The organism is Streptomyces sp. NPDC048415 (assembly GCF_040651675.1).
Taxonomy (GTDB): Bacteria; Actinomycetota; Actinomycetes; order Streptomycetales; family Streptomycetaceae; genus Streptomyces.
Window position 1 is genome coordinate 1 of sequence record NZ_JBEZKJ010000141.1, and the last position, 15,904, is coordinate 15,904.

Here is a 15,904-nt window from a genome sequence, read left to right on the forward strand (position 1 = left end):
CGTCCGTGAGCTCGTGTCGCCGCACCATACGGGCGTCCTGCCCGGCAAACCACGAGATCCACCCAGCCCACCAAGAGCCATCAGAAATGGCCTAGCCCATGACTTCGCCGTTGACGCGGTCCCGGCATTGGGTCCGGCGACACCGCGGGGGCTGCCGCCTCAGCCGCGAAACTCGGCCACGGCCTTGCCGAGGTCGCGTTCGAGCTCACCGGGCGTCTGGAGGCCCCGGTCCGCGAGGTAGTCCAGGCGCTCACGGGATTCGGGCAGTGCAACCAGACCGAGGAACGTGGCCGAGTCGGAGCGGACGTTCGCTCGGTCAGGCAGCGTGAGGCCGTTGATGGCGCGCTTGGCGGCCTTGACTCCCTCGGGCGGGAAGCCGGCGATGCGCTTGGCCAGGCTCTCAACGAAGCCGTCCAGTTCGGCGTCGGGCAGAGCGCGGTTGATCCAGCCGTAGCGCTCGGCGAGGTCGGCGTCGAAGTCGTCGGCGCCGGTGATGGCCTCGATGGCACGTGTCCTGCCGAGCCGCCGGGTCAGGTGCTGTATGCCGCCGGCGCCGGGCAGGGCGCCGGTGCCGGACTCGAACTGTCCGAAGATCGCGTTCTCGCGCGAGGCGAAGATCATGTCGCAGGCCAGGGCGAGTTCATTGCCACCGCCGCGGGCCCTACCGCGCACCTTGGCGATGGTGATCATCGGGACGTGCGCCAGCTTGTACAGGAACATGCCGAGCGAGGCGTCACCGGGACCGCCGGCCTTCGCGGCCTCTGCGGTGTACTGCGGGATCGCCGTGAGGTCCACGTGCGCCGAGAAGAATTCCGGCGAGGCACTGTCGATGACAACGACCCGCACGTCACCGGGGTCGGTGTACAGCGTGTCGACGAGCGAGACCAGGTCGCGCACGAGGTCGACACCGATCAGATTGAGGGGGCCGGCGTCGAGGGTGGCGAACCGGACACCGGCTTCCTGTCGGGTTTGGATCGACGAGTAGGCAAAGCTCATGATCACTCCTGTGGGTGAGGGGTAGGGAAGGGAGCCGCCGGGAAGGGTCACAGGTTCTGCTGGAACCACTCCGGGGCCGTGCGGGACGCCGTCTCGAACTGCGCGTGGTACGGGTCGAAGTGCCCGCCTTCCAGCAGCACGACGCGCTTGGGCTGCAGCGCCCGCTCGTAGGCCTTCAGCGGCAGATCCACACCGGTGATGTGGTCGTGCTGGGCGACGAGCATCATCAGCGGGGTCGGAAGTCGCCTCGCTGCCCGCCTTCGCGCTCGTCGGCATCAAGCGCGGCGACATGGGCCGATCCGGTCGACCCACTCTCCGGGGGTGTACGGGTCCAACGCATCGAGCGGCGGGTCGCTATGTTGTCCACCTTCGCCCCCTCAAGCGGCAGGTTAGTGAGCAACGGCGTCGGGGTCGGTGTAGAAGGCAGGGACGGACGGGTCGTCGCTGACGATGGCGCGGATGGCCGGCTGCTCGCCGGGCAGCTGGGCGCGCTCGTCGTCATCGAACAGTTTCTCCAGCGCCACAACTTCCTCGGCCGCAGAGACGATCAGCTGCTCCCTGTCCCGCGTTGGTGCGGGAAGACGCTTCGAACTCGGCGGAATGGCCCCATGTCGTTGCATCTGTTTCGCCGCCCAACTGCCGTTGGTTTCGATGCTGGTCTCACTTTACTTCCGCCGTCCGACCCGCTCCGACTTTGTGTGATCACCGGAGCCGAGGGCGGCGATGACGATTTGTCGTCCAAGAGCGACCAAGTCGAGGACGGCCGGGCTGACCGGCTGCTGGGGCGCCACGACTACCACGTCGACGTGGCTGGCGGATTCGCAGCCGCACAGTACGTCTACGTCTACGACTGCGCAGAAGCGGACGGCATCGTGCTGCCCACCAAGCGCCGGGCTTACCGCCGCGACACCGACGGTCGTCGCGATCGTCATCTGCACTGGTCACGATGCGGCCAAGAGGGCTCGGCCGGCCCCGCGGCAGCAGTCGCCCCGGGGCCGGCCTTAGCGGGGCGGCTCAGCCCAGGTAGAAGTCCCTGCGGGCGGCCACGAACGCCTCGATCGACTGGGCGGGGATGCCCGTCACGCGCTCCACGCCGTCGGCCGTGCGGTCGTAACGGTTGTCCCGGTGCAGCTGGGCCATGGTGGCGACGTGTTGTTCGAGGTGCGGTGGCATCCCCAGCTTCGGGAGCTGGGCCTCCCACCGGTCCAGCGGCACGTCCACATAGGCCACCGGACGACCCAGCGCCCGAGAGAATTCCGCCGCCAGCTCCGTCATGTCGACCGAGCGCGGCCCGGTCAGCTCGTAGACCTGTCCGATGTGCGGAGCCGGGTCGCGGAGCACGGTGGCGACGACCCGGGCGACGTCGTCCACGGCGACCGGCGAGGTGCGGCCGGTGCCGAACGGCAGCGCGATCGTGCCGTTCTCCTGAATCGACCGCGCCGCCATCGTGGTGAACAGCGGAGTGTCCAGGAACGCCGTCGGCCGGATGTGCACCACGGGCAGGCCGGACCAGTTCAGTACCTGCTCCGCCAGCCAGTGCAGGCGCTGCTGGTGCGACTCCTCGGTGCTGGTGGCGGTCATCTGCGACACCGTCATCTGCGACAGGTCGACCAGGGCCTCCAGCTTCCCGTACTCCCTCGCAACGGAGGCCACCACGGTCGCCGCCAGCAGGTGGTCCGGCGACACGCGCATCGCGAAGTACATCCGCGTCACGCCCTGCAGCGCGGCCGCTACCGTCTCGGGCCGGGTCAGGTCACCGATGACGACCTCTGCGCCGAGCGCCCGCAGCTCAGCCGCACGCTCGTCCTCGCGACGGACCATGAAACGCACTGGCACATCCTGAGCACGCAATTGCTCGAAGACCGTACGGCCCACGCCGCCGGCACCGGGGATAAGAACAAGGTTGCTGGCAAGCATCAGTCGATCTCCTTCGGAGTAATGGAATATCTGAGTTGAGGTGTGGTCAGAGTGTCAGCGGAGCTGTCAGCAAGGCGTTGGCCGCGGCGATGTCACCGCTGATCCACTCCGGGCTCGCGGGTCGCCGTTTCCACGGGGCGAGCAGCAAGTCGGCTGCGGGGGCCTGCACCTCGGCCGCTGCGGGCCCCGAGTCCACCGGCCGGGCCTGCGGGATGCCGGCCCGCTGGATCAGCGGGCACGCACCGAGCAGAGGACGGCACACAGAGCCTGCCCCGCGCGTCCCGGGCAGCGGGCCCTCAGCCCCGGGCGGCGACCTGTCGGGACCGCAGGCCCACCAGCAGTGCCCCGAGCACGGCCCACAGAGTGAGGGTGATCAGCGGGCCGGCGACGTGGGCACCGCCGAAGTAGCTGAGGTCGGCGACGGCCCGTACGGCGGCGCCGGGCGGGAGCAGCCCCGAGACGATGCGGGCCAGACCGGGCAGCAGGACGACGCCGATGGCGGCGCCGCTGGTCGAGTTGCCGACGGTGAGCAGCAGCAGGGTGGCCACCGGGACGCCGACCGGGCCCAGCCAGGTGCCGAGCAGCTTGGTGGTGAACGCCGCCGCGGCTGCCAGCAGCGCGAGCGTGCCCGCCAGGGGCAGGAACGGTGCGGGTAGGGCTCCCATGACGGGTCCGGCGATGGCGGCAGCGATGGTGCCGCAGGCTGCCGAGAAGCCCCAGATCAGCCGGAACCGGTGGCGCAGGGCCAGCACGTGGCCGAGGCCCAGGGTGTTCTGGGCGAGGACGAACCCGGCGAGGGTCACACCGAACGCCACATAGAAGCCGCACAGTCCACGGCTGTCGAACTTGGCCAGCGGGACGATGTCCGCGGTCTCCAGGTGTTGCCCCGCCTGGTTCGCATAGGTGGCGGCGAGGCCGGTGACGGCGTTGGTGGTGGACAGGCCGTTGGCTCCGGCCACGTCCAGCCGCAGTCCGCCGTCACCGTTGGGGCCGAGGGCTGCAACGGCGTCACGGTGGACCACCGCGCGGCGCGCCGAGGCGGCGTCGGCTGCCTGGTGCACGTCGACGCGGTCGCCGAGCGTCTGGCGGACCTCGGTGGCGAGCTGCTGCCCGGTCACGGCCAGCGGCACGCCGTGCGGCTCGGGGTTGCGCTGGAGGCCCACATAACAGGCGACAAAGGCCGATACCACGACCAGTCCGACGATCGCTGGTTGCAGCCAGGCCCGCACCGGCACCGCCCGGCGGGCGGACGGTCCGGACGGCACGGATGGCGTGGACGCCGCGGGCGGCGAGGACTCGGTGGGGGCGGGTGGCGATTCCACAGGGGGGTCTCCAGTGCTGTCGGTGGTTCTGCGATTGCCGGACGGAGGCCGTCGGCCTCAGACGGTGGGAGGCAGCGCAGGGCCCTGCTTGACCTGCAAGGTGATCTCATCGGCATCAAATAGATGTCGCTAACAATCTAAACGGGGGCTAGGATAGATGGCAAGCGGCATCCATTTGAGGAGAGTGATTGCATGGGCCGCGTGTCCCAGGCGCAAGCACAGGAGAACCGGCAGCGCGTCGTAGCCACCGCCTCCCGGATGTTCCGCGAGAAAGGCACCGCGGTCAGCGTCGCCGACCTGATGAAGGCCGCCGGGCTCACCCATGGCGGGTTCTACAAGCAGTTCGCCTCCAAGGAGGACCTGGTCGACGAGGCCATTGCCCACGCCTTCGACGATCCGGCGGCACACTCGGCGGTGGCGATCGAGGAGCACGCCGGGGAGCATGAGGCCGCCCGCCGGACGCTGATCGAGCGCTACCTCTCGGTGGGGCACCGGGATCACGCCGGAGACGGTTGCCCCGTCTCCGGATTCGCCGCTGACCTGGGGCGCGAGCCCGGCCAGGCCGCCGGCGCCCACCACGTCTACATCAACGGGGTACGGAACCTCGCCGCTCGGCTGGCCACGGGCGACGACGACGGCATGGCCCAGTTCTGCACCATGGTCGGTGCCCTCGTCCTCGCCCGCGCCACCCGGGGCAACCCGCTCTCCGAAGAACTGCTGCAGGCCGCGCGCACGGCTCTCACCGAGAGCGGCACCGGGCAGTCCGAACCGCAGCAGCGCACGGACTGACCGGGGGCCGGCCGCACGGCCGACCGGGCCCGCAGTTCGGCTGCAGGCCGGGCCCGGCCGTCAGTTCCCGTTCCACGGCCGGGCCGGGCGCCGGCGCAGCGGTCCGCGGGCCCCGGGGCGCGCAGCTCGGCCTCGGCCCGCGAGAGCTGTGCGGAGAAGTATGTGCGGAGAAGTAGTAGGACCGGGCCAGCAGCAACGGCTCTTCCCACACCGCCAAGCACACCAAGGCATGGCTGGCCGCGCACCCGCGCTGGCACGCCCACTTGGCTTCCGGGGGCGAGTTGGGCGACGGCGGCCAGAATGACGTCGGTGCCGTGGGTTGGGTGTCGACAAGGTCGACCAGCGGCTGCAGGTCGCGCCCTGACGGATCGTGGGCGGCGTAGTCCTGCAAGTCGCTCCAGGTAGTGAACAGCACCAGTTCGGGATGGGTGGTGCGACGGCCGTCCTTCAGGTCACGGGCAGGCAGGGCCAGGGCGCGCAGGCTGTCTCTTCCCCCGGCCAAGGCACCCGGGATCCGGTCGCCAGCAGTTTCATGACCTGGGCCATGGCACCGACGTTGCTCCGGCACAGTACGGCGTCGGGCCGGGTGACGGAACCGAGTTCGGTCGACACAGCGTCGGTGCCGGTCAGGCCGATCGGGGCACCGGCGATGTGCAGCCACCGGTTGGCCTCCTCGGCGAGCCGGGGGCCGAAGCGGAAGGACTGTGACAGCGCGAGCTGGGTGCCGTCGAAGCCGGTCGTGACGTCTTTGGCGCCGCGCCAGTCGTAGATGGCCTGGGCGGAGTCGCCGACCATCACCAACTGGGCGTGGCCGCGCTGGGCGAGGAAGATTGCGCCGCACCCCGAACGGGCTGATTCCGAAGCGCGCCGCGGGCCGGATCTTCTTGCTCGACGACGAGGTTGGTGCCCTGGGCCTCGTCCAGCAGGAGGAAGTCGGCGTTGATTTCGGGCTCGTGAGGGCCCAGATTTTCAGGTAGTGGTCGGGGTCGAAGCGGACCGAGTCGTCGTCGGGGTGCTGGAGGTCGCCCCACGCCTTGCGGGCGAAGGGGACAAGGAGGGCGGCGAGTTGAGCGTGCGGGGCGTGGTCCTCCAGGGCCCGCAGGCGCGGGACGTGGTCGAGGGATAGCGGGATCGGCGGTGTGGCAGAAGCGGACCAGCGTACGTAGGGCGGTGTCGGAGAGGGTCTTCTGTCAAGGAACGACGCCTCGACCTGCACGACGCCTTCGTCTCCCTTGCCTGCGGCCTCATCTGCTGGAGGCGCCTCAAGAAGTCCCGCCCGTGATCGCGATGCGGGCCTACACGCCCAGCCGCGAGCCCGCCATCGAATCCTCAGGCGGGGCGATCACCCAGCCTGACCGCCCAAAGCGTTTCGTCGTAGCTGCCGGCAGCGTCCAGGCCGAACTCCGCCTCCCCCAACGCCTCCGCACCCGATTCGTCGTAGAGGACTACGGGCAAAGGCGGGTTGAGGAGAAGCTTCTGGCGGCGGATGTCAGCAAGGCTCCTGTCCTGGCAGAGGAGGATTCGACCGAGCTCGTCCCGCAGAGCGAAGTCGGCCCAGATGCGGGGTAGGGAGACATCGGCGAGGTACGAGATGATCGATCCGCTCTCGCCATCCCTGTGAAGCCGCCCGCAGTTGCCGCAGACGTACAGCGACGAGAACGACGCTTCCACGGCACGCTGCCGCTCCTGGGTGTCGAGGTCGGCAGGAGCAGGCCAGGCGATCTGGTCGAAGAGCTCGTCAGGGACGAGCCGGAACTGCTGACCTGAGTTGTGGGAACCGCTGAAGATGTTGCCGCATCCACACTTGAAGCCACCCATGTTCCTCCCCCTTCGAAGCGTTTCTATCAGGTCGACACCGGGTTCGGGACGGAAGCCTTCCCGCGGCCAGTTCGGCAGCAACGGCTCGATCAGCGCCCACAGGTCATGGTCCATCATCACAGTCGGCTGCCCACGGCCCGCCAGTGGACACAACACCGCGTACGTCACGGCGGAGCAGCCACGCTCGACAAGATCGTGTTACGAGCTCTAAGCCCGTGTCCTATGTGGTGAGGCGTCCTTGGCCTCGGTATGGGGCGGGGTACGTGGAGTTGGATTGCTCCGGACGGGTTGTGGGAGATCGCGGAGCCGCTGATCCCGCCGTCGAGGGTGCGGCCGCAGGGCGGTGTGGTGATCTGACGGGCCTCCTCGCGCTGGGCGTGGGGCACGTAACCCCCGGCGAAGAAGCCGGCGGCCGCGATGCGCGGCTCGACCACCGCCAGCCGAAACGCCGAGGGCCATCCACCCGGAGTACCCGACCGGGCCGCCGACCTCGGGCAGCGACAGGAGGGCGTCCAGGGTGGTCCGCCAGTTCGGGACCGCCTTTTCAACCAGCGGGCCGATGAAGGACTCGAAGATCTTGTCGACCGGCTCGCCGGCCTGCATCGCCCGGCGGAGCTCGGCGCGGGCCTGCTCGGCGGCGGCGGAACGGGGCCGGTCACCGCACCCGGCGGCGTCGATGGTGGCCACCGCGTAGCCGTACGCCGCGGTAATTCGGGCCCGGGCCACCAGCCGGGGTTCCCCCTTGGGCAGGCCGTTGTTGTGGGCCATCAGGATCAGCGGGGCCGGTGCGGCGGATTCAGGCGTCCACAGGGTGCCGGTGATCTCGCCGAGGGTGAATTCGCGTTCGAGGACGCCGTCGTCGAGGCGCTGTTCGGAAGTGAAGTGCGTGGTCGTGCCTTTCGGGAGTGCTCAGAGCGGCGCTCCCGGACGACCTATCGCCCGACCGTGACCCCGGAGGGGAGCACCCATGTCGATACTGCGTTCACGGGTACCACCTCCTCAATCTCTCGCATGGCCTCCGGAAAAGCAGCAGTGGTCGCCGTGGTCCGCCAATGGGTTTTTGCGGAGCTCCGTGGCCGGATGCCGCCTCACCACATAGGGCACGGTCTAAGCGCGTCCCTCCTGTGAAATTCCCTGCTCTAATCCTAAATCCGACTTTCCGTCAATTTCCTCACTCCCGGGTGTATTTGCATGAAAAGGAGTGGGTCCGCCGTGTCTTCCCGGCAACCTGTGACAGAGCCCCCGGCCGGGCGTGGACAACCCAGCTATCGGCGGAACGTCGGCGCGGCGGATGCCGATCGTCTCCCGTTCCAGGAACGTTCAACCGGCTGTTCCTGCCTGCGTTGTGTGCCGTCCTTAAGGTCCTTGGAGGTTTCGAAGGAAGGGACTCATGGACAGACCCCTCGCAGTCCGGGCTCGCGGGATCACCAAGTCTTTCGGCAACGTTGTCGCACTTGACGGCATCGATCTGGATGTGACGCAGGGGCAGATCCACGGCTTGGTGGGACCGAACGGCGCCGGCAAGACGACACTGCTCGGCATCCTTCTGGGCCTCGCTGTCGCCGACAGCGGCCGCCTCGAGATCCTGGGTGCGCCGCTCGGGCGGGCGTTCGCCGCTCCCGACGGTGTCGCCGGCTTCGTGGACGGGCCCGGTCTCTACCCCTCGCTCACCGCCAGGCAGAACCTGGCCGCGCTGGCCGCTCTGCGTGGCCACGACGCGCGGACCACCGGGATCGACGACGTGCTCGACCAGGTCGGGCTCACCGATGTCGCCGACGACCGGGCCCGCGGCTTCTCTCTCGGCATGCGTCAGCGGCTCGGGCTCGCCGCCGCCCTGCTCACCAAGCCCCGGCTGCTCGTGCTCGACGAACCTTCCAACGGCCTCGACCCGGCCGGCAAGAAACACGTACACGGTGTGCTCACCCGGCTGGCGGCGAACGGCACCAGCGTCGTGCTCTCGAGCCACCGCATGGACGACCTCGAGGCACTGTGCTGCGAGGTCACCATCATCGCCACCGGACGGGTCGTCTTCTCCGGCCCGCTGAGCAAGCTGGCCGCCGAGAAAGGTGAACTCGACTACCGGCTGCTCACCTCCGACCCGCAGGCCGCCCGCCAACTGGCCGTCGACACGGCCGGGATCCGGGTCGTCGACGACGCCGGGGCACGACACGAAGCCGAGGTGCTCGTCGTACGCGCGCTGGTGGCCGCCCTCGACGAACTGGTGGTGCAACTCGTGCACGCGGGCATTGCGTTGCGTGAGCTCGCACCCGTGGTGTCGCCGCTCGAGGCCGCGTTCCTCGCCCTCACCGAGCAGCAGGAGGCAGCCCGTTGACCGCGCCCGCGACCATCGCCGACCACCACGCTGCCAGTGCCCGCAGCGTCTCGGTGTCACGCGGCTACCGCTTCGAGCTGGTCAAGCTGGTCTCGCAATGGCGGATCCGGTTGCTGGTCCTCGCCTGCTGGATCACGCCGGCGCTCTTCGTCGCCGCGGTGAGCCGGCAGAGCACGCTCCCCGTCGACACCCTCTTCGGTCGCTGGATGCACGCCACGGGATGGGCCGGACCGCTGGTGATGCTCGGTTTCGCGGGCACCTGGGCGCTGCCGCTGCTGACCTCGATGGTCGCCGGCGACGTGTTCGCCTCCGAGGACCGGCTCGGCACCTGGCGCCACCTGCTCGTGGCGGTCCGTTCGCCCCGACGGATCTTCGCAGCGAAGGCACTGGCCAGCCTCACCGTCATCCTGCTGCTCGTGGCCGGGCTGGCCTGTTCCAGCGCGGCCGGCGGGGTCGCGGCGGTCGGCAACCAGCCGCTGGTCGGCCTCGACGGCCATCTACTGACGCCGGCGGACGCCGCCGGAAAGGTCCTGCTCGCCTGGGCCTGCGTACTCGCCCCGACCCTGGCCCTCGCCGCGATCGGACTACTCGGGTCCGTCGCGCTGGGGCGCTCCCCGATGGGACTGCTGCTGCCCGCGCTCGTCGCGCTCGCAATGCAGCTCGCCCAGATGCTGCCGCTGCCCGTCGCCGTACGCCTCGCCCTGCCGGCTTACGCCTTCATCGCCTGGAACGGTCTGTTCACCAGCCCCACGCATCTCGGCCCGCTCCTGATCGGCATCGTGGTCAGCCTGGTGTGGGCCGTGACCGCGACAACGCTGGCCTACCTGCTTTTCCTGCGGCGCGACTTCACCAACCTGACCGACGACGGCTCCGGGCGCCGCGCGTTCACCGCCGGAGCCCTGCCGCTCGCCGGGCTGGTCGCCGTCACGGTTGCGGTCGTCGCCTCGGCGACCACGGCCTCGGGCTCCGGGATCGAGCAGGACAAAGTGCAGCGCTCGGTCGCCACCGCGTTCGCCCACCTCTATCGCATCCAGACCAAGCAGCTCAACCGCCCCGACGTCACCGAGGCGCAGCTGAAGGTCGCGGCGACGTGCGACAAGGGCAGCGTCAAGGTCGCCGCCGAGGGGCCGGGCAACGACTGGCGTTGCGTCGTCACCTGGCATCTCCCCGGCGTCGACGTCGCAGGGACGGCCATCTACCAGCTCGACGTCACCGCAGACGGCCGTTTCATGGCCGATGGCGACGGACCGAAGGAAGTGAACGGCTACTTCCTGGTGCGGACCCCGGCCGGGGACGCACCGAACCCGCTCTGGCAGTTCGACAGCAACGTCGAACTGCTCGCCACCTCGAAGGGATAACTCCATGCAGGTAACGCGCCGCCGTCGGCGTGTCGAGAAGGACCGTTTCGGCTTTCTCGGTAGACGCATCGGCCGCCGGATATCCCTGATAACGGCAGGCACCACCGCTGTCGCCCTCGCCGCCGGCACCGCTTTCGCCCAGACGCACCAGTTCGGCACCGACCAGGTCGGCCAGGTCACCGATCAGGGCCAGGTTGTCTCCAGCGACCAGTACATCGCCCCGTACGGCGACCGCCTCGTCGTCAACAACGGCAAGATCATGTCGTCCTCTGTCAGCCCGGACGGCACCCATCTTGCGGCCTCGGTCACCGACGGTGGGGCGGCGCTGTCCATCGTGGACCTGAAGACCTGGAAGGTGCAGCAGCTCGTCAGCAACTCCGCGTCGTCGAGCCCGCGGATCAGCAGCAACAGCGTGGGCCAGGAAGGCCCCACGTACTCACCCGACGGTTCGCAGCTGTGGCTGGGTCAGACCGACGGCTACACCAAGTTCACCGTGAACCCGGACGGCAGCGTCGCCAATCCCAAGTCCGTCAACATCCCGGCGGACGGGGCCAAGCACGCGCTGGTCGGCGAGGCGGTGTTCTCGCCCGACGGCTCCAGGGTGTACTGCGCGGTCAACGGCCAGAACCGGGTGGTCGCCATCGACGCGGCGACAGGGGCCATCAAGCAGAGCTGGGCCGTGGGCAACGCGCCGCGTGACATGGTCAAGGTCGGCGACAAGCTCTACGTCAGCAACGAGGGCGGGCGTCCGGCGAAGGCCGGCGACACCACCGTCAACTCGTACGGCACCCAGGTGCCGGCCGACCCGAAGACCGCTGCCACCACCACCGGCACGGTCAGCGTCATCGACCTGGCCAACCCGGCTGCCGCCGTCTCGAGCATCGACGTCGGTCTGCACCCGACCGCCCTGTACGCCAAGAACGGGGCGCTGTTCGTCACCAACACCGCCACCAACGACGTGTCGGTCATCGACACCGCCGGCAACAAGGTCGTGCAGACGATCGCCACGCAGCCGTGGCCGGAGGCCTCGGTGGGCTACGAGCCCGACGCGGTGACGCTCACCGACGACGGTCACCTGCTGGTGACGCTCGGCCGCGCCAACGCGGTCGCCGTCTACCGGTACACGACCCCGCAGGAGCCGGTCAGCTACGTCGGCCTGCTGCCGACGGACTACTTCCCCGCGGAGATCGCCACCGTCGGCAAGGACGTGCTCGTCTCCAACGCCCGTGGTATCGACGCCCGCCGCCCCACCAACAGCGCCGGGCACGCCACCCACGACACGACGTCGAGCGTGCAGCGGTTCACGCTGCCGGACGACAGCGTCATCAGGTCCGAAACGGCCAAGGTCTTCAAGCAGAACGGCTGGACGGGCGGCTCGGTCGAGCTGGCCAAGGGCAAGAGCAAGGCGAAGCCGGTGCCGGTCCCGCAGCGGCTCGGCGCCCCCTCGACGATCAAGCACGTCTTCCTGATCGTCAAGGAGAACCGGACCTACGACCAGGTCCTGGGTGACGTCCCGCAGGGCAACGGCGACCCGTCGCTGGCGGAGTTCGGCGAGAACGTGACGCCGAACCAGCACGCGCTGGCCGAGCAGTTCGGGCTGTACGACAACACGTACGACATCGGCACGAACTCCGCGGAGGGCCACAACTGGCTGATGCAGGCCGACGACCCGGAATACACCGAGTCCTCGGCCGGTGAGTACGCGCGCAGCTACGACACCGAGGACGACGCTCTCGGCCACCAGCGGACCGGCTTCATCTGGACCGGTGCGCAGGCGGCCGGGAAGTCCGTGCGGGACTTCGGCGAATTCCAGCAGTTCCTGACCAAGCCGTCGGGCGCGAGCTGGCAGAACCTGTACTGCGACTCCAAGAACATGGAGGCGACCGGTCAGGACACCGCCTACACCCTGAACTCGTCCTCGCCGATCCCGTCGCTCAACGACGTGTCCGTGCACGGCTTCCCGAAGTTCGACACCAGCGTCCCGGACATCTACCGGGAACAGATCTGGAAGCGTGACTTCGAGAGGAACGGGCCGGCGAACCTGAACATGTTCTGGCTCTCCAGCGACCACACCGGTGGCCCGGCGAACGCCGCCGCTCAGGTCGCCGACAACGACCTCGCCACGGGCAAGATCGTCGACGAGATCTCGCACAGCAAGTACTGGAAGGACTCCGCGATCTTCGTCGTCGAGGACGACTCCCAGGCCGGCCTCGACCACGTCGACGGCCACCGTGCCCCGATCCAGATCATCAGCCCTTGGGCGCAGCACGGCAAGGTCGACAGCCACTACTACTCCCAGATCACGATGATCCGGACCATCGAGCAGATCCTCGGGATCCACCCGATGAACCAGAAGGACAGTGCGGCCAGCCCGATGCGTGGGGCGTTCAGCCAGCACCCTAACTACACGCCGTTCAAGGCGCTGCCCAACCGGACCTCGCTGACCGCGGGTCTGTCGACCCCGCCTGCCTGCGGCGTGGACACCCCGGCCCCCCAGGACCCCAGGGCAGCGGCTGTGCCGTCGGCGAAGGTGCCGGCGGACAAGCAGGCGGTCGCAGCGAAGTGGGAGACCTGGAAGTCGAAGCAGCGGCTGACCGGGCCGGGCGCTGTGCCCGACTTCGCGAACCCCGCGCAGATGAACCACTTCACGTGGTACCAGACGCACAACTGGACGAAGCCGTACCCCGGCGAGGACAAGATCTTCGCGCCTCAGGACGTGCCGGGCGCCTACATCCCGTCGTCGGAGTCCGACGGCTGACACAGGCTGATCACATCAAGAGGCCCCTGGCCGACGTCACCGCCGGCCAGGGGCCTTCGTGGAACAGGCGGAGGTCTACCCGGAGCAGGCGCAGCCCGCGCTGAAACTTATCGGCAAGGCGCTCCACACGCAGGATGTCACGTTCCTGCGCACGCAACTCGCCTACGAGACCGGATTGGCGTTCGACGTGCTCGCCGTCCCACGGGAGCAGGAACTCGACCGGGACGGTGATCTCTGCCGTCGCCTCGGTCAGGGACTCATGCCCCAGCACACCGAAATCCGCCACGGTGATCCTGGGTTCGACCGCCGTCAACGGCACCCCGATCCCGATCCCCTGCATGATGCCCCAGAAGCCGACCGGCCCTTCGGCGCCGATCTCCGGCAGTTCCTGGAGGCGTCCAGGGTCGCCTGCCATTCCGGCACGGCACGCGCCGCCGCGTGGATGTGGATCGCACGGCGACCGGGCCGAGCGGCTCGCCAACCCCTTTTCCTGCCGACCAACTGTGTTCCGGCCACACGGTCCAGCGTGAGCGACAGTTTGTGCGGGGCCCTTGCCAGCCGCAGCCCAGGAGCTGACGGAGTTGGGAAGTTGCCGTGGGCGTTGTGGTGGCCGGCAAAGGCGATGTCGTCCGGGTCGGCCTTGTCCTAGACGGGGTCGTAGAGCTGGACGGGCTCTTCGACCACAGCCACCTCGGCGTCCTCAAAGAGCTTCGGTCTTCCCCGCCTCTACGGAGGGTGTATGGCAGTCCGGCAGGGGATACGGCACCACCGGCAGGAGTGGATTTTATAGCCGCCGCAACATCGCGGCCAGCCTGGCGAGCCGTCAGGCCGGCGCTGAGGAACTCTTGGCGGTGAAGCTCGGCATGGTGCTGGACCACATCAGGAAAATGGGCCGGCAAGCACACCGAGCAAGCCGTGCGGACCGGACCTGGCCGCATTCGGCATGCGCTGGACGACTACGTCGGGCAGGAGACAGAAGTAGGGATCACCGAGGAATGTGAGAGGACCCGGATCCAGTTGGATCCGGGTCCTCTCAGGAGTAGCGGGGACAGGATTTGAACCTGCGACCTCTGGGTTATGAGCCCAGCGAGCTACCGAGCTGCTCCACCCCGCGTCGGTAAACCCCACCGTACGCCATCACAGCGTGCGCCGGAGACCACCGTCTGCCCACGGGGGCAATATCGAGGACAGAGACGCCGTGCGGTGCCGGACGGATCAGGCGGCCTACAGCTCCGCATCCGCTCATCCGGGTCCCTGTCTCAACCGGCCGGAGACGCGGTGGCTCTGTGCACGAGAACGAGCAGTACTTCGACATGGGTTTGGGGAGGCAGCCGAGCGTCGGCGGACGATTGAGATGTTCACGAGTTACGACGGCACTGGGCTTTCCTGGCGGGCCGTTGCCGACCGCTCCCGGGCGCCGGTCCGGGCGGCCGGCGAGGCTTCAGGAGGGCAGGGAGGCAAGCCAGTTGGTCAGGAGCCGGTTGGTCTCGGCGGGGCGCTCCTGCTGGACCCAGTGGCCGCAGCCGTCGAGGATGTGGGAGGAGACCAGGCCGGGCAGGGTGGTGGGGTATGCCTTGATCGCTTTGGCCATCCAGGTGGTGGAGGCGTCCAGGCTGCCGCCGATGAACAAGGAGGGCTGGGTGATGGGGGCGCCGTCGAATGCGGCGAGGTCGTCCCAGTCCCGGTCCATGTTGCGGTAGCGGTTCAGCGCCCAGCTCATGCCGGTCCGCTCGAACTCCCCGGCGTAGACGTCCAGGTCGTTCTCGCTGAGCCAGGCGGGCTGCCGACCAGTGGGGAACCGGTCGCGCAGCGTGCCGCCCCGGCTGACGAAGTGGGGGCTCGATACGTCGGGCGCGGGCATGGTGTCGGCGGACAGGGCAGCGTAGAAGCCCGCGAGCCAGCCGCGCACATCGGGCTCGATCTCGGCCTCGGCCCGGCCGGGGTCCTGGAAGTAGGAGACGTAGAACTCCTCGTCCCCGCCCATCCGCGCGAAGGCCTCGCTGGGCCTCGGCCCGCCGCGCGGGGCGTAGGGCACGCTGAGGAGTCCGACCGCGCGGAAGATGTCCGGCCTGACCAGGGCTGAGTTGGCGGCGATAGCCGCCCCCCAGTCGTGGCCGACGACGACTGCCGACTGTTCGCCCAGCGCGTGCACCACCGCGGCGTTGTCCGCCACCAGCTCCAGCATCCGGTACGCGTCTGTGCCGGTGGGCTTGGAGGAGCGGCCGTAGCCGCGCACATCGATGGCCACCGCGCGGTACCCGGCTGCGGCCAGGGCCGGCAGCTGGTGGCGCCAGGAGTACCAGGACTCCGGGAAGCCGTGCACGAGCAATACCAGCGGTCCGGTGCCCTGTTCCACCAGGTGGATCCGGCCGGCGGGCGAGGAGACCATTCGGTGCGTGACGTCCGTGGCCTGCTGCGACATGAATCCTCCAAGACTGTCGATCTGCTCTGCGCCATCGTTTCGGTTGCCGATCATGCGGGGAACGACGCGGGCGCGGCGAGCCTTGTTGCCATTTCAGCAAACGGCTCCGGGCGGTCTGTCTCACGCGTTTCGATGTCCGTCGCGGTCCCGGGCCGCGACGGGCCGGGCCGGGCCGGGCCGGACGGGCCGGGC

The 15,904-nt window shown here is 69.0% G+C and carries 13 protein-coding genes, 1 tRNA gene and 3 pseudogenes; 5 read left to right on the forward strand and 12 right to left on the reverse strand.

Features of this window, described 5'->3' with window-relative positions:
- Positions 1-159 precede the first annotated feature (159 nt).
- The 6 genes from AB0D27_RS42380 to AB0D27_RS42405 all read right to left on the reverse strand — a co-directional run bounded on the left by AB0D27_RS42380 (position 160) and on the right by AB0D27_RS42405 (position 4,235).
- Positions 160-996, reverse strand: a complete 837-nt coding sequence (locus AB0D27_RS42380; RefSeq protein WP_362520195.1) for an enoyl-CoA hydratase/isomerase family protein — start codon at positions 994-996, stop codon at positions 160-162.
- A 47-nt stretch (positions 997-1,043) separates the two neighbouring features.
- Positions 1,044-1,223, reverse strand: a complete 180-nt coding sequence (locus tag AB0D27_RS42385) for a hypothetical protein (RefSeq protein WP_362520198.1) — start codon at positions 1,221-1,223, stop codon at positions 1,044-1,046.
- A 162-nt stretch (positions 1,224-1,385) separates the two neighbouring features.
- The gene (locus AB0D27_RS42390; RefSeq protein ID WP_362520201.1) at positions 1,386-1,520 is read right to left on the reverse strand and encodes a hypothetical protein; all 135 of its coding nucleotides are present in this window, start codon (positions 1,518-1,520) and stop codon (positions 1,386-1,388) included.
- Between the two features lie 490 nt (positions 1,521-2,010).
- A complete protein-coding gene (locus AB0D27_RS42395; RefSeq protein ID WP_362520203.1) occupies positions 2,011-2,913 on the reverse strand; it encodes an NmrA family NAD(P)-binding protein in 903 nt (300 codons plus the stop codon).
- 46 nt (positions 2,914-2,959) lie between these two features.
- Positions 2,960-3,175 (reverse strand): hypothetical protein, encoded by a 216-nt coding sequence (locus AB0D27_RS42400; protein ID WP_362520206.1) that lies wholly within the window; start codon positions 3,173-3,175, stop codon positions 2,960-2,962.
- Positions 3,176-3,209: 34 nt separating this feature from the next.
- The gene (locus tag AB0D27_RS42405) at positions 3,210-4,235 is read right to left on the reverse strand and encodes a hypothetical protein (protein ID WP_362520209.1); all 1,026 of its coding nucleotides are present in this window, start codon (positions 4,233-4,235) and stop codon (positions 3,210-3,212) included.
- 192 nt (positions 4,236-4,427) lie between these two features.
- On the opposite strand from AB0D27_RS42405, the gene AB0D27_RS42410 reads away from it, so the two are divergent.
- Entirely contained in the window at positions 4,428-5,024 is a 597-nt protein-coding gene (locus AB0D27_RS42410; protein ID WP_362520212.1) for a TetR family transcriptional regulator, read from the forward strand.
- Between the two features lie 272 nt (positions 5,025-5,296).
- Here the strand turns inward: AB0D27_RS42410 and AB0D27_RS42415 are convergent.
- Together AB0D27_RS42415 and AB0D27_RS42420 are read right to left on the reverse strand one after the other, a co-directional pair.
- Positions 5,297-6,214 (reverse strand): annotated as a pseudogene (locus tag AB0D27_RS42415) (DNA helicase); the annotation flags it as partial.
- A gap of 139 nt (positions 6,215-6,353) precedes the next feature.
- The gene (locus AB0D27_RS42420; RefSeq protein WP_362520215.1) at positions 6,354-6,959 is read right to left on the reverse strand and encodes a hypothetical protein; all 606 of its coding nucleotides are present in this window, start codon (positions 6,957-6,959) and stop codon (positions 6,354-6,356) included.
- 132 nt (positions 6,960-7,091) lie between these two features.
- Between AB0D27_RS42420 and AB0D27_RS42425 the strand changes: the two are divergent.
- Positions 7,092-7,187: pseudogene (locus AB0D27_RS42425) on the forward strand (IS5/IS1182 family transposase); the annotation flags it as partial.
- Here the strand turns inward: AB0D27_RS42425 and AB0D27_RS42430 are convergent.
- A pseudogene (locus AB0D27_RS42430) lies at positions 7,184-7,727 on the reverse strand (alpha/beta hydrolase); the annotation flags it as partial. The pseudogenes AB0D27_RS42425 and AB0D27_RS42430 overlap by 4 nt on opposite strands.
- A 505-nt stretch (positions 7,728-8,232) precedes the next feature.
- On the opposite strand from AB0D27_RS42430, the gene AB0D27_RS42435 reads away from it, so the two are divergent.
- The 3 genes from AB0D27_RS42435 to AB0D27_RS42445 are packed head-to-tail and all read left to right on the forward strand — an operon-like array spanning position 8,233 to position 13,290.
- Positions 8,233-9,174: an ABC transporter ATP-binding protein gene (locus AB0D27_RS42435; protein ID WP_362520218.1), complete on the forward strand. Its 942-nt coding sequence runs from the start codon at positions 8,233-8,235 to the stop codon at positions 9,172-9,174.
- A complete protein-coding gene (locus AB0D27_RS42440; protein ID WP_362520221.1) occupies positions 9,171-10,532 on the forward strand; it encodes an ABC transporter permease in 1,362 nt (453 codons plus the stop codon). The genes AB0D27_RS42435 and AB0D27_RS42440 overlap by 4 nt, the downstream gene beginning before the upstream one ends.
- A gap of 4 nt (positions 10,533-10,536) precedes the next feature.
- Entirely contained in the window at positions 10,537-13,290 is a 2,754-nt protein-coding gene (locus AB0D27_RS42445) for an alkaline phosphatase family protein (RefSeq protein ID WP_362520224.1), read from the forward strand.
- A 10-nt stretch (positions 13,291-13,300) separates the two neighbouring features.
- Here the strand turns inward: AB0D27_RS42445 and AB0D27_RS42450 are convergent, their stop codons facing one another.
- The 3 genes from AB0D27_RS42450 to AB0D27_RS42460 all read right to left on the reverse strand — a co-directional run bounded on the left by AB0D27_RS42450 (position 13,301) and on the right by AB0D27_RS42460 (position 15,712).
- The gene (locus tag AB0D27_RS42450) at positions 13,301-13,705 is read right to left on the reverse strand and encodes a hypothetical protein (RefSeq protein ID WP_362520227.1); all 405 of its coding nucleotides are present in this window, start codon (positions 13,703-13,705) and stop codon (positions 13,301-13,303) included.
- 625 nt (positions 13,706-14,330) lie between these two features.
- A tRNA-Met gene (locus AB0D27_RS42455) sits at positions 14,331-14,404 on the reverse strand.
- 327 nt (positions 14,405-14,731) lie between these two features.
- Complete coding sequence (locus AB0D27_RS42460) at positions 14,732-15,712, reverse strand: alpha/beta hydrolase (RefSeq protein WP_362520229.1); 981 nt, start codon at positions 15,710-15,712, stop codon at positions 14,732-14,734.
- Between the last annotated feature and the right edge of the window lie 192 nt (positions 15,713-15,904).